This window comes from Halovulum sp. GXIMD14794 (assembly GCF_054457455.1).
In genome coordinates this window covers 17,526-37,256 of the sequence record NZ_JBTLNF010000013.1, presented here as the reverse complement: position 1 = coordinate 37,256, position 19,731 = coordinate 17,526, and the positions used below count along the sequence as shown (strand labels likewise).

The following is a 19,731-nucleotide window of genomic DNA, read 5'->3' as shown; positions in this document are numbered from 1 at the left end:
GGCCCCGCGCAGGCTAGTGCTGGCGCGGGGGCTTTTGCTTATCTTTCGCGGGACCAGAGGTTGTCGGTCTGCGCGATATTTGCCGGGGTGACGACGCGGCCTGCTTTCAGGCATCCACGTTCGCCGCAGGCCGGATCCTCTCCGTCGAGCAGGGCGGTGACCACGCGCAACGCTTCCCTGGCATGCTCGTAAGCGTCATAGGTGGTGCCAACATCGATATAACCCTGTTCCATCAGGGTGACCGCCTCGGGGAACAGATCCTGCGTTGCGATGTAGACATGGTTCGGTTCACCCTGCGGCGCCCAGCGATCCAGGCTTTCCAGCGCCGCGCGGACGGCTGAGATCGGAAAGTCGCTGGCAAGGAACATGCAGTTCGCCTCGGGGTTAGCCGTGAACCCGTTGACCGTGCCTGAACGGAACAGCTCGGGGTTCCATTCGGTCGGCACGGTCTGCAAAGTTTCGACGCTGTCCGACTTCGAGGTCACAAGCGTCCACGCATCGTGCCGATAAATCGAGTTGTTGTCCTTCAGCGCACCTTGAAGCTCGATGCACTTGGCATCGATGCCCTCTTTTTCGATCATTTCGACGAATGCCTCGGAGGTGGTGATCGCCTGTTCATAGGTGTCGCCGCCCACATGCGCCGCCGGCTGCGCGGTGGACGAGGTCTTGTCGAAGGTGATGAATGGGATCCCGGCACGCTGAGCCGCGCGGATCGACGAGCCGATGGCGGCCGAATCCTCGCCTCGGGCGATGATGACGTCTACGCCTTGGTTGATGAGATCCTCGATATTTGCGGCCTGCCGGGTCGGGTCGGCATCGGCCACATTGATCACGAACGAGAACTCATAGCCCGCGTCCGGTCCCTGGCGCTCAGCCTCGGCCAGCATGTAGCGCTCCCATGCGACGACGATGGCGTTTTCCTTGGCATTCCAAGACAGACCGATCACTTTGGGCTCGGCTGAAGATACCGGTCCTGCCACTATGGCAAGTAGGGCGGATAGTGCCGTGGTTTTGGTCCAGCGTGTCATGCGTTTGCTCCCTTGGGTGATTGTTGTTGTTGCTTTCCAGGACGCGCGAGGCGGGCCAGCAACGAAAATTGTCCCCGTTTGAGCGCGTCGACATACATGGCTGCGAAGATCAGAACGCCTGTGATGACCTGATAGATATAGGGGTCGGCACTGATGAGGTTCAGCCCGTTCGATATCATCTGGAAGGCGAAGGCTCCCAGCACTATGCCGGGCAGGATCGATCCTCGGCCGCCGCTCAGGCTGACCCCGCCGACGACCGCTGCGGCGATGGCGTCGAACTCAAGTCCGCGGCCCAGGAAACCACTGACCGAGCCAACTTGGTTGTAGCTGGCAATGGCCGATAGACCCGACAGGGCACCCGAGAGCACAAAGACAAGGAATACCGTCCTGCGTACCGGGATACCGATACGGCGGGCGACATCCTCGTCGTCACCCACCGCGTTCACATGACGCCCGAACCGGGTGCGGCGATAGAGGTAATGCGCTGCAAAAATGATCGCCGCGATGATCAGGGCGTCTACAAAAACAGGTCCGATGCGCGTGTTTCCCCAAGATCGTGCCGCCTCGGGCAGGTTGATTACGCGCGCCTCGGTCAGCACTAGGCCGAGGCCCCGAAAGGCGATCATCGTACCTAGCGTGGCGATCAGTGCGTCGATCCGCAGGATGGCGACGAGAAAGCCGTTGACGGCCCCCAGTAGGATGGCGACGGTGAGGATCAGCAGGAAGCCGGCTGCCGGCGGCAGCGTGGTGGCCTCCATGATCAGCGCGCCGACCGAAGCGGACAGGAAGGCAATCGAGCCGACCGAGATATCGATCTTGCCGCACAGGATGACCATGCCGATGGCGCAGGCCGCCAGTGTTATGGGGCCCATGTCATGAAGCATAGTCATGAAGTTGGTCAGTGTGGCGAAACTTGGCGCGGCGAACGAGAACCCGATCGCGACGGCGATCAACATTGTGCCGATCCCGGCGTAATTCCCCAGCATTGCGGACAGGCGGGGGGTCATGCGGCGTCCTCCGTGGTTTCGGTAACTGAAACTGCGCGCATCAGCGCATCTCGATCTGCAGTGCCGGGCAGGGTTTGGGCAATCCGGCCGCGCCGCATGATCAGGTAGCGGTCAGCGACACGCATCAACTCCTCCAGTTCCGACGAGATGATCAGGATCGCTGCGCCCCGTTCGGCCAGTTCGACAATCAGCCGCAGGATTTCGGTCTTGGCCCCGGTGTCGAGACCCCGCGTCGGCTCGTCCAGCACGTAGATGTCAGGCGCGAGGTTCAGCCAGCGGGCAAAGACGACCTTCTGCTGGTTGCCGCCGGACAGCGTACCGACCGGCTGTTCCGCCGAGGATGCCTTGACGCCGACCCGGTCAATCATGCGCCGCGCGGTATCTCGTTCGTCGCGGCGGCTTAGAAGGCCGAAGCGCGTCCGAAAGCGATCCAGCGCGGGCAGCGAGATGTTGTGCGCGATCGAGTAGGGCAGGATCATACCTTCGCCTCGGCGATCCTCGGTGACGAGCCCCGTGATCCGGCGCAACTGAGCCGGCTCGACTTTTTTCGCGGTGCCTGCTTCATCGTGCAGTTGCAGGCTGCCCGATTTTGCCGGATCAAGCCCCATCAGCGTCCGGACTGTTTCTGTCCTGCCGGATCCGAGTAGTCCCCAGAGACCGACAATCTCGCCGCGGTGGAGGCGAAGGTCGATGCCGTTGACCAGTGGTCCGCCCGTCAGCCCCGTGACGGACAGAAGTGGTGCGCCCGGTGGGACGTGCTGCCTGCGGATGCGCTCGGTTTCGTGCCGGTTACCGAGCATCTGCTGCACCACTGCCTCAGGCGAAACGTGGTCGATGTTGCTGGTCATGACGGTCGCACCGTCGCGCATCACCGTGACCCGGTCGCAGACGGCAAATATCTCTTCGAGGAAATGCGTGATGAAGATCAACGCCGCGCCCCTGTTTCGAATCGTGCGCATGAGGGCGAACAATTTCTGGCGTTCGGGTAGCGACAGCGACGAAGTCGGCTCGTCCAGGATAATCACGCGCGGGTCGGATTTCATGGCGCGGGCGATCTCAAGCAGTTGCCGGTCGCCGGTGCTGAGCCTCTCGACAGGCATGTCCGGCGATGCGTGGCAGCCGACCAGCGCCAGGAGATCGGCCGTGCGGTCGCGCATGATTTCTCGGTCGATGCGCCGGGACGAGCCGGGGAACGCGTCGATAAAGACGTTTTCGGCAACGGTCATGCTGCCGAGGGTGGTCAGTTCCTGGTGGACGACGGCGATCCCGGCGCGGGCCGCCGCGCGGGCCGACGAAAAGGTGACGGCCTCTCCGTCCAATAGGATCTGTCCTGCGCTCGGGGCGAAGACGCCGCCCAGCACGTTCATCAGCGTGCTTTTGCCCGCGCCATTTGCCCCCATGAGTGCGTGGATCTCTCCCGCTTGGACCGAAAGGTTGCCGTCGGTAAGTGCGTGGATTGCGCCAAAGCGCTTCGCGATATTCTCCATTTCGAGGCGAGGAGACTGAGTCATCTGCGGGCTCGCATGACGGTGTCGAAATAGACCAGAGCCAGGATGATGCAGCCCTTGACGACAAGGCTGGCGAAGAAGGCGATGCCGACCATGTTCAGGAGATTGGTGATCAGCGTGACCACAAGCGCCCCGATTGCGACGCCGAAGGGGGTGCCGATACCGCCATAGATGCTGACTCGCCCGATCACGCATGCGCTGATGATGTCGAGAAGAAGCGCATCGCTGCCCAGTTTCGCCGAGGCCGAGCCGAGCCGGGCGACCAGCAGGATAGCCGTGAGGCCAGCCGCGAGTCCTGCGAGGACATAGGACATACACACCACCCTGCGTGTCGGAACGCGCGCGATGGTGGCGGCGCGCGCGTTGAACCCCGCGGCGCGCAGCATCCGTCCGAACGGTGCACGCTCCATTACCACCTGTCCAAGGACTGTGACGAGCAGGAAGATCCATACCGACATCGGCAGGCCGAGGATGCGATACAGGAAGATGTCCTCGAACAGGTAAGGATGCCCGTAGATGCTCTGCGACCCGGTCAGCCAGACCGAGATGCCGCCGACGATGGTCATCGTGGCCAGCGTGACCACGAAAGGTGTCATCCCCAGAAAGCCGACCGCGAACCCGTTGAACGCGCCGATCCCCGCACCGATCGCCAGCATCGCAAGCGGGCCGATCCATACTGTCTGCATGTCCCGCATCAGTATCGCGCCGATGATCCCGGCGAAGGCGAGCGTCGCGGGCATCGAGAGGTCGATCCCGCCACCGACGAACACGAAGCACAGACCGACCGCCAGAATCCCGAGGATGGACGCCTGCACCAGAACGTTGATCAAGTTGTTCAGCCGAAAGAAACTGGGCGCGTAGACATACATTATTGCCAGAAACGCGACCGATCCGGCGGCCAGCAGCACGGGCAAGAGGACGGGTCGCGCGGAGTGCGCTGGTTCGGCAATGCTCATGCGCCCTGTCCCTCAACAGTGCCCGCCCGGGTCCAGCCCCGTGCGGTATCGCCAAGACCCTCGTTGCCGTCTGGGGTGACAAGGACCGTGTCCTCGAGCTTTATGAAGCCGCGCTCGGGATGAAGCATCGTCGTCTCGACCGAAGTGACCATTCCAGGCTGAAGCGGCTCGTCCGCGTCGGCTCCGGGATAGGGGACAGGTCCGTTGCCGGTCATCCGTGGCGCTTCGTGGCTGACCAGCCCCATGCCGTGGGCGACAAAGCTGGTCACTTCGCGGTTGGGAGCAGCCGCCAGTGCCGAAAGGCCCGCATGCATCACCTCGGACCCAGTCTTGCCGGGGGCGACAACCTTTCGTGCGGCTTGCTGGACGGACTCGATCTCGGCCAGAAGATCCTCGAGTTCCGCGTCGGGCTCTCCGAGGATGCCCATGCGGCAGAGATCGCCGATGTAGCCGTGGAAATTGCAGCCCGAGTCGAGCGAGATGATCTCGCCCTCTTGCCAGACCTGGTCGCTGGGTGCCCGGTCGAAGCTCTGGCCCAGCGTACAAAGGCAGTACTCGAACTGCAGCCCGCGCGAGGTTTCCTCGCGGCGGAGGGCTTCGGCCAGGGCCCGTTTGGGCGTGCCCGGTCCGTGGGTCTGCATCACCGCCATCATCGAGGCCACAGCCCCCTCCGAGGCGAAGCGCAGCTTCCGGATCTCGTCCTCGGTCTTGATGGCGCGCAACCGCTCGAGCGGTACGACGCAATCCGACAGGGTGGCGTCCGGAAAGGCCGAGGTCAGCGCCAGATAGGCGTCAGCGGGAAGAAAGCCAAGCTCTGCGCCAATGTGCTTCTGCGGCACGCCCAGATTCTGAAGATGGGTGACAATGGACGCGCAGGTGTCCCGCGTTCCCCAGTAGCCGGTGTGCGAGATCGGTGGCCAGGGTTCGGTCGGCGTTTCCATCGCGTTGCCGAAATAGGCCGTATCCTGCGGCCTGCCGCGCAGGTAGACCACGGCTGGCAGGTAGCGGCTGAGACCGATGGCGTCCATATAGTCGAAGAAATGAAACCTGTGTCCACCGGTCAGGTACTGTACGTTGTGCTTTGAGGTCGCGATCAGAACGTCGAGGCCGTCACGGTCCATGAGCGCGTCCAGCCGGCTGCTGTCGAATGGTATCTGCATTGTGGTTGTGCCCCGGTCTGTCAGGCCGGACGCACGCCGGCGTCCGCCAGCAGGGCGCGGGTGGACTCGAAACCTTCAGCGACCCAGGCACGCATCTGGGCTGGGTCCGGAGGAAACTCCAACTCCAAAGAGACGGTGCCAGAGAACCCGGTTTCGCGGATCGCACAGAGATAGTCGAGGAATGGAGTATTGCCCCGGCCGGGCGGCAGGTCGCCGTGGTTCTCGCCGTCGCAATCCGAGATGTGGACATGTGCGACCCGGTCCTTGAAGCGCAGCAGGTCATCAGGGCGGATCCGCTCCAGCCACATGTGTGAGATGTCGATGGTCGCCTTCACATTGTCGAGGCCGACGTCGTCGAGAATCCGCTCCATGGACTCGACCGAGTTGATGAAGGCATGCTCGAATGGCAGCAATTCCAGCGCTACCTCGAGACCTTTCTCGGCGGCCCGTTGACCGACCTGCCGCGTCGCGTCGATCAGCAGAGCCCATTCGTCTTCGGGAGGTAGCAGCTTGCGCTGGAACATGTATTCGCCGGGCACGAAACAGACGTTCCGCGTGGTATTGAACTCGGCGGCCAGATCGACAACCGCCTTCGAGCGGCGAATGTGAAAATCTCGCACAGCCGGATTGAAATCGGTGAGGCCGAGGCTTGTGCAGACGAGCGAGATGACCGGAAGCCCGGTGTCATCGCCGCGCGCGACGAAAGCAGCGCGTTCGGACGGGTTCATGGCTTCGGGATCGAAGCCGATGAAGTAGTCGAGAGTGTCGAAGCCGATCTTCGAAGACTCGATAAGGCCCGGAACGCCCTCGTACTCGGACCCGAACCAGGCCGAGTCGATGACACCCAGATTCCAGCTGTCCTGCGACATTTGTGTCCTCCCCAGGTGACGTGCTGTCACCCGTGTGTTTCGTTGGCGGGAAGCGCCCTGACTTCCTTGCCTGGAAAGCATCACTTGGAGGGTTCGGATGCCTCAATGCGGAAAATGTTCATACTGAATATCTGGGCGACGAGGTCACGAGGCGAGTTTGTGCAGCGCGTCAGCGCGATCCTGGGCGCGTCCCAACGCCTCGGCGATACCGCGTTTGCCCAGAAGCATGTCGTGAATTTCCTCCCCCAGGATCTCGACCACGGACGAGTAGGTGGCCACCGGCGGTCGAGGCCAAAGCCGGATCTGCCCGGCCCGCGCCATCCGGTCTACCGCGCCGATCATAGGCGAGACCCGCCGCACATCAGGGTCCAGACCGACACTGATCCGAGGCGTGACATAGCCGCCGTGCTGGACCAGGAGCTTGATGACCTCGGGCGAGGATAGCCATTCGATCGCGCTCCACGCCGTCGTCAGTCGCGCCGGGTCGATGTTGGCGGGGATGCCAAACGCAAAGCCGCCGATGGGAGCTAGCCCGTTGCGCTGCTCGCGGAAGCCGGGAACGATCCCGACCGGGTGCGGCAGATAACCGAGTTCCCTGATGGGACGGGCGGAGACCAGTTGCGCGGCGCGGCTGGCCCATTCGTAAGCCATCGCCACGCGCCCCTCACGTAACAGGTCGACCTGTCCGCCCCAACCGAATTGCAGCACCTCGGGCGGCGAGACCTCCAGAAGGTCGAGCATGAACCGGGCAGTGACATGGCCGCGTTCGGTGGTGATCGCTGGTCGCAGCGTCGTCGGGTCGATTTGGTCGGTCTTGTAGCCGTCGACCGAGCGTTCGAGGTGGAACACCGGCTGGCCGTGGTCGGCTAGGAACTGGATGAAGGCTTGCCCCACCGGTCCGCCGCGTCCAGCGGTCCAGGAAACGCCATAGCTACCATTCGCCGGATCATGCAGGTGTCGTGCGTGGTCAAGAAGCTGTTGAGTGTCCTGCGGCGGCTGGTAGCCGGCCTGACGGAAAAGGTCGGTGCGATAAAACAGAAGCTGGGGGTTTATCAGCATCGGGATCGCGAACTGCTGCCCGCCGCTGATCGTACCGCGCCAGGCCGAGGACACGAAATCCGCGCTGTTGATCCGGCCGGGTGCGGCGATCTCCTCCAGTGGGGTCAGCATGCCCCGACCGGCAAACTCCGAGATCCACGGCAAGTCTACCGCGACCACGTCGAAGCTCGAGATTGCCTGCCGGGCGTTATTCAGCAAACGGTTTCGCAACTCGTCGATGGAACTGCCGGTAAATTTCACCTTGCCGCCCATCAGATATGACAGCTCGCGCCGCAGCCTTTTGCTGATCGAATAGGCCGGATCATCCGGCACCAGAATGTTCAGTGCTGTCCCAAATCCAGTGGTGGAGGTGGCGAGGGCAGGGGGCGGAATGACATGGCTCTCGTCGCCGGCTGCCCGCGCAGGTAGTGGTGTCTGACGCAGGGCTGCGCTGATGCCTGTCAGATACCCGGTCATAGACGAGACCAGCGCCGGGCTTGGATGAAGCGAGACCGTCCGTCCGCTTCGGGTGCGCGGTCTGGTGTCCAGAAGCCCCATTTCCAGCATCGCCTTAACGCGCCGGGTTGCCGTGGTGTACGGAACGCCTGCCGCTTGCGCCAGGCTGGTCGGTGTGACCAGCTGACCTGTCAAATGGCGCTTCATGACATGCAGGCTCATGTTCATGAATGGGTCCTGTTCCGATTGCGAGAACCAAAGACTCCCCAGTTCCCGCATCCGCTCCAGCAGGTCTATCGTTTTGATCAGGTCTTCGTTCACCATCGCGCACCAAATGTTCAAATTGAACTTCTTGCAGCTTATCCCCCCGCGCGCCGGTTGCCAACGTGCCTGAAAGGGCTCGGCAATCCGGCCCAACTGCAAATCTATGGGGGAGAGATCAGACCGTGGGCAGCCAGATGATCGCGAGTTACTTCACGCTCGCAGGGGACGCCGTGCCCTTCGCCGAGCCCGCAAAGGAGGCGAGCCCAGAAGATCTTTCTGCTCGGGCAATGGCCGCAGCGGAGGCCGGGTATTGGGGGATGGGCCTTTCATATCCGGATCTGCTTTCGCTTCGCGAAAAGGTTTCGGTACGGGAGATGCGGGATGTTCTCGACGCGGCGGGTCTTCCGCTGCTCGAGTTGGAGTGCATCGTCGACTGGCACGCGGCCGGTGCGCGGCGTGAAGCCTCGGACGAAGTGCGCCGGACGTTGCTGGATATCGCGTCGGAAATCGGCGCATGCCACATCAAGGTCGCGGGGGATCAGTTCGCGAGGGATTGCCCCTGGGATGTCCTCGTAGCCAGCTTCCGTGGGCTTTGTGACGATGCAGCTGCCGTCGGCACGCGTATCGTGATCGAGTGCATGCCTTGGTCGAATGTCCATGACATCCATATCGCTTCGCGACTGGTCGCGGAAGCGGGCGCCTCGAATGGCGGTGTACTGATGGACATCTGGCATGTCGCTCGGGCTGGAACGGATTTCGCGGATATTGCGGGAATTCCGCCCGAAACCATCGGATATATCGAGCTATGCGATGCGCTGACCGAAGCGGAACCGGACCTCAAGTTCGACACGATCAACAATCGCCGCCTTTGCGGTGAAGGACAGCTGGACGTCGCGGGTTTCGTGAAGGCGGTGAAGGCGACGGGCTACGACGGTCTGTGGGGCGTCGAGGTCATTTCTCACGAGCAGAGACGGCGCACGCCCGCGGCGGCGGCAGCACTGTCCCTGATCAGTGCGCGTGAGTTTCTGTAACGTCGGGAGCCGGACATGGGATCGATGAAGAACAAGGTGGCGATCGTCACCGGCAGTACCCAGGGGTTGGGCGCGGCTATCGCCCGCCTCTTCGCCGAGCGCGGAGCGGTGGGGCTGGTCACCTGCGGGCGCAACCACGAAAACGGAGAACAGGTCGCCGAGGAAATCCGCAAGACGTACTGTTGCGATGTGCGGTACGTCGCGGCTGATCTGGCCTCGCTCGACGATTGCAGGAAGATCGTGCAGACGGCCGAACAGGCCTTTGGTCGGGTGGATACTTTGGTCAACGCCGCCGCAATTTCGGACCGTGGCACGCTGATGGACACTTCGCCGGATTTGTTCGATCGGATCATGGCAGTGAACCTGCGGGCGCCGTTCTACCTGATGCAAGGCGCGGTCGCCCTGATGCGCAAGGCCGGGGTGCAGGGGACGATGGTGAACATCGTCTCGATGTCGTCGTTGGCGGGGCAGCCCTATGTCTCGGCCTACTGCGCGTCCAAGGGTGGGCTGGCGACACTGACCCGCAACACCGGCTTTGCGCTGCTGCCTGACCGGATCCGGGTGAACGGGATCAACATCGGCTGGATGGCGAGCGAGGGCGAGCACCGCATTCAGCAGGCTTATCACGATGCCGAGGACAACTGGCTGGAATGGGCAGCGAAGGCGCAGCCTTTCGGACGTCTGATCGATCCGGCAGAGGTCGCGCGGGTCGCGGCCTTTCTGGCCAGCGACGAGTCCGGATTAATGACCGGCGAGGTGGTCAACTTCGATCAGTCGGTCTGGGGAGGCTATGAGGCGCCTCCGGTTCCGGCAGTGCCGATATGACGGAACTTTTCGAGCGCAAGGATTTGATAAGATGTTGAACCGGTTAGAAAAAGCGCCGAACGAAGCGCTGTCGGCGCGGCCCCTTACGATGCGGGTCGGGCTGATCGGCGCAGGCTTCATGGGCAAGGCGCATTGCATTGGTTTCGGAACCGCCGCGCGGGTATTCGATCTGCCGGTTTGGTTCGAGTTGGACATGGTGGCCGAGGCGTCGCCTGACCTGGCCGAACGGGCACGTAGGAAGTTCGGTTTCGCGCGCGCCACCGGGGATTGGCGCGAACTGGTCGCAGATCCGCAGATCGATATTGTCGACATCGCGGCGCCAAACCGATTTCACCGCGAGATCGCTATCGCCGCCGCGAGGGCGGGCAAACACATCTATTGCGAGAAGCCGCTGGCCCCCACTGCGGATGATGCGCGGCTCATGGCCGAGGCGGCGAAGCAAGCAGGCGTACTGACCCAAGTGGGGTTCAACTACCTCGCAAACCCGATGATCCGTGCTGCGAAAGAGATCATCGGCAGCGGTGAGATCGGCGAGATCTATTCCTACCGGGGCGTCCATGCCGAGGATTACATGGCCGATCCCGCATCACCCTGGACCTTCCGCCACGATCCGGTCGGTGGCGGCGCTCTCGCCGACATCGGCAGTCACGCCATCGCGACAGCGGAGCTACTGTTGGGACCTATCGCAGCCGTCGCCGGGCGGGCCAGGACCGTGCACCGGGAGCGCCCTGATGGTGCGGGGGGTATGCGGGTGGTGGAAGTCGACGACGTGACCCACGCGCTTGTGGAGTTCGAAAGCGGCGTGACAGGTACGCTCGAGGCCAACTGGCTCGCCAGCGGGCGCACCATGCAGCATGATTTTGAGGTGTTCGGATCTAAAGGCGCGCTCCGCTTCAGCCAGGAACGGCTGAACGAGTTGCAGCTGTATGTAGGTGCGGATAGCGCCGGGCGGCGCGGCTTCCGGAGGATCGAAGCGGGGCCGGATCATCCGCCCTACGGTGCGTTCTGTATGGCGCCCGGTCACCAGATCGGCTTCAACGATCTCAAGGCGATCGAGATACTAGAGTTCAGCCGCGCGCTCGCCGGGCAGCGGGACGAGCCGTTCGGATTTGCCGCCGGTTTTAGAAACCAGAGGGTAATCGCAGCGATCTTAATGTCATCGACCAGCAATGGGTGGGTGCAAGTTGACGCCGGTTGAATAGTTTAGACTGAAACCGGCGGCGCAATCGAGGCCCGGTCGACCGGGGTGCACGCAAGTTGTCGTGTCTCCCAGTCGTCGCTCCAGTTGTTGATGCGTTGGCTGAGGATGTCGACGGTTTCCTGCACCATGCTTTGCAATGGTTGGCGGATGGTGCTCAGCCGGTAGGACGCAGCGGATGCGAGGTTCACGTCATCGAAGCCGATGACCGACAACTCGTCCGGCAGCACCATCCCGTGCTCGTACCGAGCGACGTCCATCAGTGCCATGGCAAGAAGGTCGTTTGCGCAGAAGACGGCATCGGGCCGCTCGGGGCCGGACAGCAGTTCCCGCGCGCTGTCGGTCCCTGCGTCATAGGAATACTCCCGTGCATGGGCCGTCGCGATCACCCGGTGCCCTGCTTCCTCGATCTCGGCGCGGAACCCCTTGCCGCGTTCGATCGTCGTGGAGGCTTTTTGCGGGCCGGCAAGGAAACCGAACTTCCGGTGCGGCGAGGCCAGCAACCTGCTTCCGGCGACATGGCCGCCCGCGACATTGTCCGCACAAACCACATGCAGCTTCGCTCGCCGGGGGCGCCTGGCGAAGGCGACCAGCGGAATCCGGCGCTTGAGGCATTGCTCGGTAATGAAAGGCGAGATCGATCCGGCCGATACGACCAGCCCGTCGACGCTGTACTGAAGCACCAGCCGGGCCATGTCTTCGAGATCCTGGCCGTCGGACACGTTCAGCAGCAATGTCCGCAGCCCACGCGCCTGAAGTGCCTGAGTGAAATGGTCCAGCACGGTCAGGTAGACGGGGTTCTTGTAGTTGGCGAGGATCACGCCGACCAGGTTGGTGCGCTGGGTCATCAGGCTGCGGGCCAGCACGTTTGGCTGGTAGCCCAGCTTGTCCGCCGCCGCCATCACCCGGACCCGCATCTTGGCCGAGACGCTCGCCCCCGGCGTGAACACACGCGAGACGGCGGACATCGAAACCCCGGCTTCGCGGGCGACGTCCATCGCGGTGATGCGGCTTGCGCCTTGTGTCGAGGTCTCGTCCATCGATGCTATCGTCCGAAGTGATGGTTGGCGGTGCGGGGCTGTGGCCCGTTTCAGCTATAGAGGGGAAGCACTGTCTCCCATAGGCGGGGACAGGAGGCCAGTACCGGGCGTTTGCGGTCCGATGCCAGGCTCGGCGCGAACTCGTTGGTCCGCCCACCGGCTTCGCGCACAAGCAGCATTCCGGCAAGGTCGTCCCAGGGGGATACTTTTGGCTCGAACGCGGCCAGAAGCCGCCCGGAAGCGACATAACTCAACGCGAGGGCGCAGGCGCCGATGCGGATGTACATGCCGCCCTCCGCCACCAGGTGGTCGATGAACTCGGCAGATCTGGCCGGAGCGCCGTCCCGGTTTGCACCGACGGCGATCAGCCCGTCGCCGATGGTGTCGGCCTCGGCGACCTGCATCGGAGTGCCGTTCAAGAACGCTCCGCCACCGCCGATTGCGCTGAACAATTCGTCCGTTACCGGGGCATGGATCGCCGAGACCACGGGGATCGCATCGACGGTATAGGTGAGGACCACGCACCATTGCGGCAGGCCGAGCATGAAGCAGGTCGTCCCATCCACCGGGTCGATCACCCAGGCAGTGTTGCCGGTCGCCGGGTCATGTTCGGTTTCCTCGCCAACGATGGCGTCGTCCGGGAATGCTTCGGACAGTCTGCGCCGGATCAGTGCCTCGACCTCGATGTCCACGTTGGTTACCCAGTCTTGGGTGCCCTTGGTCCGGACCGACAGCGAGCCACGGTCGCGAAACGCCGCCAGGGCGACGCCGCCTGCCTCACGCACGATGGTGCAGGCAACATGGTGACGCCGGTCCAGATCAGAAGTGGTCGGGGCGATGTTCATGGTGCCGCCTGCCCGGCGGGCATGGCGCCCGCCTGTTCCAGCACAGCTTGCAGATTGGCGCGCAGCGTGTCGAGACCGCCGGTATTCTCGATCCGCATGTCGGCCGAGGCGATCAACTCGGCATTGTTCTGGAAGATACCGTCGCCGCCGTTGGCCCGCGCATCGTCCCGGCGAAAGCGGTCCAGTTCACCCGGATCGCCGGCGCGGGCACGACCCTGAACCCGCTGGAACCGCCTTTCGGTGTCGAGCACCAGCGCAAGCAGCACGAGGCGCAAGCCGTGCTCGGAGGCCGATGCACGCAGATGTGCCAGCTCGTCCAGGTTGCGAAGTCCGTCGATTACGGCCCGGCGTTGCTGCATCAGGTCGGTCTCTCGCAGAAGGACATCGGCATAGTAGTGGTTGCCGTGACGCTCCTGTTGCGCCTTGCCATGGCTTTGCACCTGTGCGCGGCTGGGGGTGTCGAAAGCGGCCTCGGCCTCGCTGCGCAGGAAGGCGGACAGCGAGTAGGGGGCGAAACCTGCGTCGCGAAGCAGGCCGGTCGTAGTGGATTTCCCGGCTCCCGAATCTCCACAGACGGCGATGATCAATCCGTCACTCATACTTGCGTTCCCTTGCATTTTCTGCGGAGAAGGCTCCGCAATTACCTTTATTTAAAGTCTCCAAAAACCTAGCTCGGCGGAATTATATTTGCAAGGGCTTGCAAAAACTCCGACTCAGCCGTAGCCTGATCGCAATCAAACGGCGTCTGCCGGACATATGGGAGGACGGAAATGAAGATCGGTCTTGGTGTTTCGGTGCTGGCGCTCACTGTCGCGCAATTGGGGGCGCAGGCCGCATTGGCGGCGCCGGATGGAGAGTTCGTGGTCGCGGTCCATCAGGAACCGCAGGACCTGGCCGCGCAAGGCGCCTACAAGGAAATCAACGCACCCGGTCTGCGCAATGTACTCGAGCCGCTGATCTCGACGGACCCGGCAAGCGGCGAATACATCCCCGTTCTCGCCACGGGCTGGGAGCGGGTTGACGACAAGACCGTCCGCCTGACCCTGCGTGAGGGCGTGACCTTCCATGAGGGCACCGAGATGACCGCCGAAGCCGTAGCGATGGCCGTGTCCTTCGTGTGGAATCCTGAAAGCGCCTTCACAATCCAGGAATATGCCGGCCCCGGCGTCATCAGCGCCACGGCCACCGGCCCGCTTGAGGTCGAGGTGACCTCGACCGAACCGGATCCGATGCTGGAGTTCCGCCTGACATTGACCGGGATTTCCTCTGCCAAACAGATCGCCGAGGATCCGGCGGCGCATTTCGGCAATCCGATCGGCACCGGCCCCTACAGTTTTGTCGAATGGCAGCGCGGCCAGTACTGGACGGCGAAAGCCAATCCCGACTGGTGGGGGCTGAGCGCCGATGACGCCTATGGCACGACCGCGCCTGCGTTCGAGACCTTGCGTTTCGTGTTCCGCCCCGAAGGTTCGGCGCGCAATGCCATGGTCCGCACCGGAGAGGCGCACCTTGCAACCAATCCGTCGCCCGAGGACTGCGCCGCCGCCAGCGACAACGACGGGTACTCGTGTATCACCGGGCCTTCGGACGCCTATCTCTACGGTCGGCTGGACCAGTCGCTTCACGCGCATCCGGCCCTTGAGGACATGCGGGTGCGACAGGCGATCTTCCATGCGCTCGACTACGAAGGCATCGCCGACCTGATCGGACTCGCCTCGGTGCCGCAAGGGCAGCTGGGTACGCCCGACATGCTCGGCTATGACGATGCGCTGTCGCAATATGCCTACGATCCCGACCGGTCCCGGCAACTGCTGGACGAGGCGCGCGCCGATGGTGTCGATGTCGACGGTCTCGTGGTCGAGGTCGTGGGGCGCAACACGACACCGAGGATCGGATCCGTGACCGAGGTGATCGGCTTCTTCCTTCAGGATGTCGGCGTGAATACGCAGATCAACGTCCAACTGCCGGATGTCTTCAATCCGCGCGTCCGGATCGCCGGCTATGCCGAGGAAGCGCCCCGCGCGATGATGCAGGTACACGTGAAGCAGAACGCCTCGGGCGAGTTCGGGACGAACCTGCTGGGCAACTACGCCTGCCCGGATATCGACGATCCGTCAGGCGCTTCACGGTCCTCGGTCTATTGCAACCCTGACTTCGATGCGAAGCTGGCCGAGGCGCTGACGCTATCCGGCGAGGATCGCGACATGGCGCTCCAGGAACTGGTCGGCTTCCTTCACGATCAATATCCGATCATCCCGCTCGCGCTGCTCGACAAAGGATACCTGATCGCTGACGGCTATGACTTTACCTTCGGCGTCGACCACCGTTTCCTGGCGGTCAATGTCGCGCCGGTGAAGTGACGGCACATGATCTGCGCGGGCCGCTGATCGGTCCGCGCTTTCCCTGAATCCAGCCGGGGTGCTGCCAGATGCCATTCATTCTCAGACGGTCGATGCAGTCGCTGATGCTGCTGTTCGTTCTCGTCTCGTTCGTCTTTGTCGTCGGCCGGATCATCGGGGATCCGGCGCTGATCATGCTGGGGGTGAATGCCAGCGAAACTGCTTTGCAGCAACTGCGGGAGAACCTGGGGCTGGATCAGCCGATCTGGCAGCAGTACCTGGTCTTCCTCGGCGATCTGCTGCGCGGCGATTTCGGTGTCAGTTTCCGCTACGGTTTTTCGATGATGCCGTCCGACGCCCTGCGCGGAGCAGGGACACCGGTGCTGCCAGTGGTGCTCGAGCGGCTGCCGGCGACCTTCCTGCTGGCGGGAACGGCGCTAGGGGTGGCGTTCTCGCTGGCCGTCGTGCTCGGCTGCCTCGCGGCAATGTACCCGCGCAGCTGGATCGACAACCTCGTGAACGTCGTCTCGCTGGCGGCGGTGTCGGTGGTTCAGTTCTGGCTTGGCCTGTTGTTGATCATCCTGTTCAGCGTGCAGCTCGGGCTGCTTCCCACGGGCGGCTACGGCTCGTGGCAGCACCTGGTCCTGCCGGCGTTGACACTGGCGGCGCGGCCGCTTGGCCGGATCTCGCAGGTTGTGCGCAGCGCCATGCTGGACGAGCTGTCGAAACCCTATATCGCAGCGGCCCGGGCAAAGGGCGTGCCGGAGTGGCGGGTGGTGTTCGTCCACGCGCTCAAGAACGCCTCGATCCCGATCGTGACGATTACCGGAGACGAGCTTTCGCAACTGCTGACCGGCGCCATGCTGGTCGAGACGGTCTTCGCTTGGCCCGGAGTCGGCCTGTTGCTTATCGACTCGCTGGGCCGCCGCGACCTGCCGATGGTGCAGGCTGGGATCTTCGTCGTCGCGGCGCTGGTGATCCTGGTGAATCTCGCGGTCGACATCGCCTACACCGTGCTGAACCCGCGTATCCGGCTCGATGGCCGGGGAGGCCGCGCATGACTGCCGTGGATACCGCCCCGATGCCCGAGACCGATGCACACGACCGCGCTGCGGCGATCACGCCGCGCAACTACCTGAGTGCGCTGGTCCGCGACCGGGTAGCCTTCGCCTCGGCGATCTTCCTAGGCCTGCTGCTGGCAGCTGCGCTGGGCGCTGACCTGTTGCAGCCTTACGACCCAGACCGTGCCAACCTGCGGGCGCGCTTCGTGCCGCCGCTTGGGACCGCCAGCGATGGCGGGTTCCACCTCCTCGGCACGGACGAACTGGGTCGCGACCTGTTCACCCGGCTGATGCACGGTGCGCGGGTTTCGATGTCCATCGGTCTGCTCGGCGCCATCTGCTCGGGGATTGTCGGTATCACGTTGGGCGTGCTGGCCGGCTTCTACCGCGGCTTGCTGGAGGACCTGCTGATGCGCGCGGTGGACGGCATGCTGGCTCTTCCGTCGCTGCTGATCGCGCTCTTCATCCTCTTCGTGATCGGCCCGGGATTTACCAACCTGATCCTGATCTTCACCCTGCTGCATTGGATGGTCTTCGCGCGCATGGCCCGCTCGCTGACGCTCAGCTACCAGCAGAACACTTATGTCACCGCGGCGCGCGCGATCGGCAGCAGCGACGCGCGGATCATCCTGACGCACCTGTTGCCGAACATGATCTCGCCGCTGATTGTGCTGTTCACCCTCGAGATCGCGGTGCTGATCCTGTCCGAGGCGTCGCTGTCCTTCCTCGGCTTCGGGGTGCAGCCGCCGCAATCCTCGTGGGGCCTGATGATCGCCCGCGGGCGCGAGTATATCGGTTCGGCCTGGTGGCTGGTGGTGATGCCAGGCGCGGCAATCTTCCTGACCGCACTTGCGCTGAACCTGGTCGCGGCCTGGGCGAGAGGGATCACCGATCCCGTTCAGCGGTGGCGATGGCTGACGCCACCGCGCCGCAAGGGCCGGATCGACGAAGATGACTGATCAGGGGGAAAAGATGCGGGCGATGAAGCCATCCGAAACCGCAGATGCCGACGCCGTGCCTCTGCTGGGCGTACGCGACCTGCGCGTCAGCTTCGACACGCCTCACGGCATCGTCTTGGCGGTCGGCGGCGTCAGCTGGGACCTTGCCCCGGGCGAGACCCTCGGCATCATCGGCGAAAGTGGCTCTGGCAAGAGCGTCGGCCTTGAGGCGATCATGGGGCTGGTCAAGAGCCCGCCGGGCCGCGTTTCGGGCGAGGTGCTGTTCCAGGGACAGGACATCTTGCGGATGCCCGAGCGAGCGCGCCGCCAACTGCGAGGCGAGAAGATCGCGATGATCTTCCAGGACGCTATGAGCGCACTGAACCCGAGCCTAACCATCGGCACGCAGATTTCCGAAGTGTACCGCCTGCGCCGCAACTGCTCTCAGGCCGAGGCCGAGCGCAAGGCGGTCGAACTGATGGATCGGGTCCGGATTCCTTCCGCGAAGTCCCGTGTAGGCAGTTATCCGCACGAGTTTTCGGGCGGCATGTGCCAGCGGGTGATGATTGCGACCGCGCTGGCGCTGAACCCGAAGATCCTGATCGCGGACGAGCCGACCACCGCGCTGGACGTGACCGTCCAGCGGCAGATCATGACCCTTCTGTCCGAACTGCAGCGCGAGGATGGCATGGCGCTGGTGCTGATCACCCATGATCTTGGCGTCGTGGCCGAGGTCGTCGATCGGGCCATGGTCATGTATGCCGGGCGTATCGTCGAGCGCGGCCCGGTTACGGATCTGTTCGACGCGCCGGCGCATCCGTATACGCGCGGCCTGATCCGCTCGATGCCGCGCATTGACGGCGCCGCCGGCACTTTGCACGCGATTGGCGGCACGCCTCCGGCGGCGGGGCGGATGCCGAAAGGTTGCGCCTTTCACCCGCGCTGCACGCAGCGAATCGAGCGCTGTCTTGGCGAGCGCCCCGCGCTTCGCACCGTTTCGGGGGCGCAGAGCGCCGCCTGCCACCTAACAGGAGAGGCCGCCGATGTCTGAGGCTCCGGTGTTCGAGGTCCGCAACGTGCGCAAGGATTACGCGCTGGGCAAGGTCGGGCTGTTCGGGGGCCAGGTCCGCAAGCTCTCGGCGGTCCGCGACGTCAGCTTTGCCTTGCGACGCGGTGAAACCGTCGGCCTGGTCGGCGAGTCCGGCTGCGGAAAGTCCAGCCTTGCGCGCACTGTCCTGCGTCTGACCGAGCCGTCGGGCGGCGAGGTTCTCTACCACGGCCGCAATATCCTGGACCTGCCCAAGGCGGATATGCAGCGGTTGCGGCGACACATCCAGGTCGTTTTCCAGGATCCCTACAGCTCTCTAGATCCTAGGTTCACGGTTCGGCGAATCCTGTCCGAGCCGTGGCAGGTCTTCCCCGATATCGTCCCCCCCGATCGACGGGAGGCGCGGATTTCAGAGCTGCTGAGACTGGTGGGGCTCAATCCCTCCGACGCCGACAGGCACCCCCACCAGTTCTCGGGCGGCCAGCGTCAGCGTATCGGCATAGCCCGTGCGCTGGCGTTGGAGCCCGAAGTTATCATTTGCGACGAGGCCGTCTCGGCGCTCGATGTCTCGGTACAGGCGCAGGTGGTCAACCTGCTCAAGGACCTCCAGCAGAAGCTGGGGCTGGCCTATCTGTTCATCGCCCACGACCTGTCGGTGGTGCGTCACATCTCGGACCGCGTGATCGTGATGTACCTTGGAAATGTCGTCGAAGAGGGTCCGACCGAGAGCGTTTTCTCGAACCCGCGGCATCCCTATACGCAGGCCCTGTTGTCGGCGGTACCGGTGCCGGACCCGAAACTGCGGGATCGCGACGTGATCGTCCTGGAGGGCGAGGTGCCGAACCCGATTTTCCCACCGGCTGGCTGCCCCTTCCACCCGCGCTGCGCACACGCCAAACCAGTTTGCAGAGAGGCGGCACCTCCGGATAGAGGGAATGGCGATAGTGTCGTGCGCTGCCATTTCCCTTGGGAGATGGGCGAAAGCAGCGCTGGTGCCGGGACCGGGTGGTAATGTGCGATAGCGGCAGCCCGTGAGGTTCCTAATTTGATTGTGTGATTCCCGTACTGCCAACGAAGCTGAAACGATAGCGCTTACTAGTTGCTGGCTGCGGTGCCCAAA

The 19,731-nt window shown here is 63.6% G+C and carries 18 protein-coding genes; 8 read left to right on the top strand and 10 right to left on the bottom strand.

The genetic code is table 11. The annotated features are described in order from the left end of the window. Positions 1–38: 38 nt before the first annotated feature. The 7 genes from ACW9UR_RS24675 to ACW9UR_RS24645 all read right to left on the bottom strand — a co-directional run bounded on the left by ACW9UR_RS24675 (position 39) and on the right by ACW9UR_RS24645 (position 8,439). A complete protein-coding gene (locus ACW9UR_RS24675) occupies positions 39–1,028 on the bottom strand; it encodes a sugar ABC transporter substrate-binding protein (RefSeq protein ID WP_458919737.1) in 990 nt (329 codons plus the stop codon). Continuing rightward, positions 1,025–2,035, bottom strand: a complete 1,011-nt coding sequence (locus ACW9UR_RS24670) for an ABC transporter permease (protein ID WP_458919736.1) — start codon at positions 2,033–2,035, stop codon at positions 1,025–1,027. The genes ACW9UR_RS24675 and ACW9UR_RS24670 overlap by 4 nt, the downstream gene beginning before the upstream one ends. Further along, a complete protein-coding gene (locus ACW9UR_RS24665) occupies positions 2,032–3,546 on the bottom strand; it encodes a sugar ABC transporter ATP-binding protein (protein ID WP_458919735.1) in 1,515 nt (504 codons plus the stop codon). Before ACW9UR_RS24665 ends, ACW9UR_RS24670 begins: the two co-directional genes overlap by 4 nt. Continuing rightward, complete coding sequence (locus tag ACW9UR_RS24660; protein WP_458919734.1) at positions 3,543–4,499, bottom strand: ABC transporter permease; 957 nt, start codon at positions 4,497–4,499, stop codon at positions 3,543–3,545. The genes ACW9UR_RS24665 and ACW9UR_RS24660 overlap by 4 nt, the downstream gene beginning before the upstream one ends. Then, positions 4,496–5,659 carry a M24 family metallopeptidase gene (locus ACW9UR_RS24655; RefSeq protein ID WP_458919733.1) on the bottom strand — a complete coding sequence of 388 codons (1,164 nt, stop codon included), beginning with the start codon at positions 5,657–5,659 and terminating at the stop codon, positions 4,496–4,498. Before ACW9UR_RS24655 ends, ACW9UR_RS24660 begins: the two co-directional genes overlap by 4 nt. Before the next feature lie 20 nt (positions 5,660–5,679). After that, entirely contained in the window at positions 5,680–6,528 is an 849-nt protein-coding gene (locus ACW9UR_RS24650) for a sugar phosphate isomerase/epimerase family protein (protein ID WP_458919732.1), read from the bottom strand. A gap of 144 nt (positions 6,529–6,672) precedes the next feature. Beyond that, a complete protein-coding gene (locus ACW9UR_RS24645) occupies positions 6,673–8,439 on the bottom strand; it encodes an extracellular solute-binding protein (RefSeq protein WP_458919731.1) in 1,767 nt (588 codons plus the stop codon). Between the two features lie 29 nt (positions 8,440–8,468). Here ACW9UR_RS24645 and ACW9UR_RS24640 point away from each other — a divergent pair, with 29 nt between their 5' ends. Genes ACW9UR_RS24640 through ACW9UR_RS24630 form a run of 3 tightly spaced genes read left to right on the top strand, consistent with a single transcriptional unit; the run spans position 8,469 to position 11,340 of the window. Beyond that, the gene (locus ACW9UR_RS24640; protein ID WP_458919730.1) at positions 8,469–9,317 is read left to right on the top strand and encodes a sugar phosphate isomerase/epimerase family protein; all 849 of its coding nucleotides are present in this window, start codon (positions 8,469–8,471) and stop codon (positions 9,315–9,317) included. Between the two features lie 15 nt (positions 9,318–9,332). Continuing rightward, positions 9,333–10,142: an SDR family oxidoreductase gene (locus ACW9UR_RS24635; RefSeq protein WP_458919729.1), complete on the top strand. Its 810-nt coding sequence runs from the start codon at positions 9,333–9,335 to the stop codon at positions 10,140–10,142. A gap of 31 nt (positions 10,143–10,173) precedes the next feature. After that, positions 10,174–11,340: a Gfo/Idh/MocA family protein gene (locus ACW9UR_RS24630; RefSeq protein WP_458919728.1), complete on the top strand. Its 1,167-nt coding sequence runs from the start codon at positions 10,174–10,176 to the stop codon at positions 11,338–11,340. Positions 11,341–11,345: 5 nt separating this feature from the next. On the opposite strand, the gene ACW9UR_RS24625 is transcribed toward ACW9UR_RS24630, so the two are convergent. The 3 genes from ACW9UR_RS24625 to ACW9UR_RS24615 are packed head-to-tail and all read right to left on the bottom strand — an operon-like array spanning position 11,346 to position 13,824. Further along, positions 11,346–12,380: a LacI family DNA-binding transcriptional regulator gene (locus ACW9UR_RS24625; RefSeq protein ID WP_458919727.1), complete on the bottom strand. Its 1,035-nt coding sequence runs from the start codon at positions 12,378–12,380 to the stop codon at positions 11,346–11,348. A 50-nt stretch (positions 12,381–12,430) separates the two neighbouring features. Continuing rightward, on the bottom strand, positions 12,431–13,225 hold the full coding sequence (locus tag ACW9UR_RS24620; protein WP_458919726.1) for an inositol monophosphatase family protein: 795 nt from the start codon (positions 13,223–13,225) through the stop codon (positions 12,431–12,433). Next, positions 13,222–13,824, bottom strand: a complete 603-nt coding sequence (locus tag ACW9UR_RS24615) for a nucleoside/nucleotide kinase family protein (RefSeq protein ID WP_458919725.1) — start codon at positions 13,822–13,824, stop codon at positions 13,222–13,224. Before ACW9UR_RS24615 ends, ACW9UR_RS24620 begins: the two co-directional genes overlap by 4 nt. Before the next feature lie 171 nt (positions 13,825–13,995). Between ACW9UR_RS24615 and ACW9UR_RS24610 the strand changes: the two genes are divergently transcribed. The 5 genes from ACW9UR_RS24610 (at position 13,996) to ACW9UR_RS24590 (ending at position 19,623) form a co-directional block, all read left to right on the top strand. Next, on the top strand, positions 13,996–15,585 hold the full coding sequence (locus ACW9UR_RS24610; RefSeq protein WP_458919724.1) for an ABC transporter substrate-binding protein: 1,590 nt from the start codon (positions 13,996–13,998) through the stop codon (positions 15,583–15,585). A 68-nt stretch (positions 15,586–15,653) separates the two neighbouring features. After that, a complete protein-coding gene (locus tag ACW9UR_RS24605) occupies positions 15,654–16,625 on the top strand; it encodes an ABC transporter permease (RefSeq protein ID WP_458919723.1) in 972 nt (323 codons plus the stop codon). Beyond that, entirely contained in the window at positions 16,622–17,584 is a 963-nt protein-coding gene (locus tag ACW9UR_RS24600) for an ABC transporter permease (protein WP_458919722.1), read from the top strand. The genes ACW9UR_RS24605 and ACW9UR_RS24600 overlap by 4 nt, the downstream gene beginning before the upstream one ends. Continuing rightward, positions 17,577–18,614: an ABC transporter ATP-binding protein gene (locus ACW9UR_RS24595; RefSeq protein ID WP_458919721.1), complete on the top strand. Its 1,038-nt coding sequence runs from the start codon at positions 17,577–17,579 to the stop codon at positions 18,612–18,614. The genes ACW9UR_RS24600 and ACW9UR_RS24595 overlap by 8 nt, the downstream gene beginning before the upstream one ends. Continuing rightward, the gene (locus tag ACW9UR_RS24590) at positions 18,607–19,623 is read left to right on the top strand and encodes an ABC transporter ATP-binding protein (RefSeq protein WP_458919720.1); all 1,017 of its coding nucleotides are present in this window, start codon (positions 18,607–18,609) and stop codon (positions 19,621–19,623) included. The genes ACW9UR_RS24595 and ACW9UR_RS24590 overlap by 8 nt, the downstream gene beginning before the upstream one ends. Positions 19,624–19,731 lie beyond the last annotated feature (108 nt).

What these genes read in the sequence shown, in the direction of transcription:
- ACW9UR_RS24655 (WP_458919733.1), bottom strand. Translation starts at nt 5,659, where the DNA reads ATGCAGATACCATTCGACAGCAGCCGGCTGGACGCGCTCATGGACCGT.
- ACW9UR_RS24635 (WP_458919729.1), top strand. Translation starts at nt 9,333, where the DNA reads ATGGGATCGATGAAGAACAAGGTGGCGATCGTCACCGGCAGTACCCAG.
- ACW9UR_RS24595 (WP_458919721.1), top strand. Translation starts at nt 17,577, where the DNA reads ATGACTGATCAGGGGGAAAAGATGCGGGCGATGAAGCCATCCGAAACC.
- ACW9UR_RS24625 (WP_458919727.1), bottom strand. Translation starts at nt 12,380, where the DNA reads ATGGACGAGACCTCGACACAAGGCGCAAGCCGCATCACCGCGATGGAC.
- ACW9UR_RS24615 (WP_458919725.1), bottom strand. Translation starts at nt 13,824, where the DNA reads ATGAGTGACGGATTGATCATCGCCGTCTGTGGAGATTCGGGAGCCGGG.
- ACW9UR_RS24650 (WP_458919732.1), bottom strand. Translation starts at nt 6,528, where the DNA reads ATGTCGCAGGACAGCTGGAATCTGGGTGTCATCGACTCGGCCTGGTTC.
- ACW9UR_RS24660 (WP_458919734.1), bottom strand. Translation starts at nt 4,499, where the DNA reads ATGAGCATTGCCGAACCAGCGCACTCCGCGCGACCCGTCCTCTTGCCC.
- ACW9UR_RS24620 (WP_458919726.1), bottom strand. Translation starts at nt 13,225, where the DNA reads ATGAACATCGCCCCGACCACTTCTGATCTGGACCGGCGTCACCATGTT.
- ACW9UR_RS24605 (WP_458919723.1), top strand. Translation starts at nt 15,654, where the DNA reads ATGCCATTCATTCTCAGACGGTCGATGCAGTCGCTGATGCTGCTGTTC.
- ACW9UR_RS24600 (WP_458919722.1), top strand. Translation starts at nt 16,622, where the DNA reads ATGACTGCCGTGGATACCGCCCCGATGCCCGAGACCGATGCACACGAC.
- ACW9UR_RS24630 (WP_458919728.1), top strand. Translation starts at nt 10,174, where the DNA reads ATGTTGAACCGGTTAGAAAAAGCGCCGAACGAAGCGCTGTCGGCGCGG.
- ACW9UR_RS24675 (WP_458919737.1), bottom strand. Translation starts at nt 1,028, where the DNA reads ATGACACGCTGGACCAAAACCACGGCACTATCCGCCCTACTTGCCATA.
- ACW9UR_RS24670 (WP_458919736.1), bottom strand. Translation starts at nt 2,035, where the DNA reads ATGACCCCCCGCCTGTCCGCAATGCTGGGGAATTACGCCGGGATCGGC.
- ACW9UR_RS24590 (WP_458919720.1), top strand. Translation starts at nt 18,607, where the DNA reads ATGTCTGAGGCTCCGGTGTTCGAGGTCCGCAACGTGCGCAAGGATTAC.
- ACW9UR_RS24665 (WP_458919735.1), bottom strand. Translation starts at nt 3,546, where the DNA reads ATGACTCAGTCTCCTCGCCTCGAAATGGAGAATATCGCGAAGCGCTTT.
- ACW9UR_RS24610 (WP_458919724.1), top strand. Translation starts at nt 13,996, where the DNA reads ATGAAGATCGGTCTTGGTGTTTCGGTGCTGGCGCTCACTGTCGCGCAA.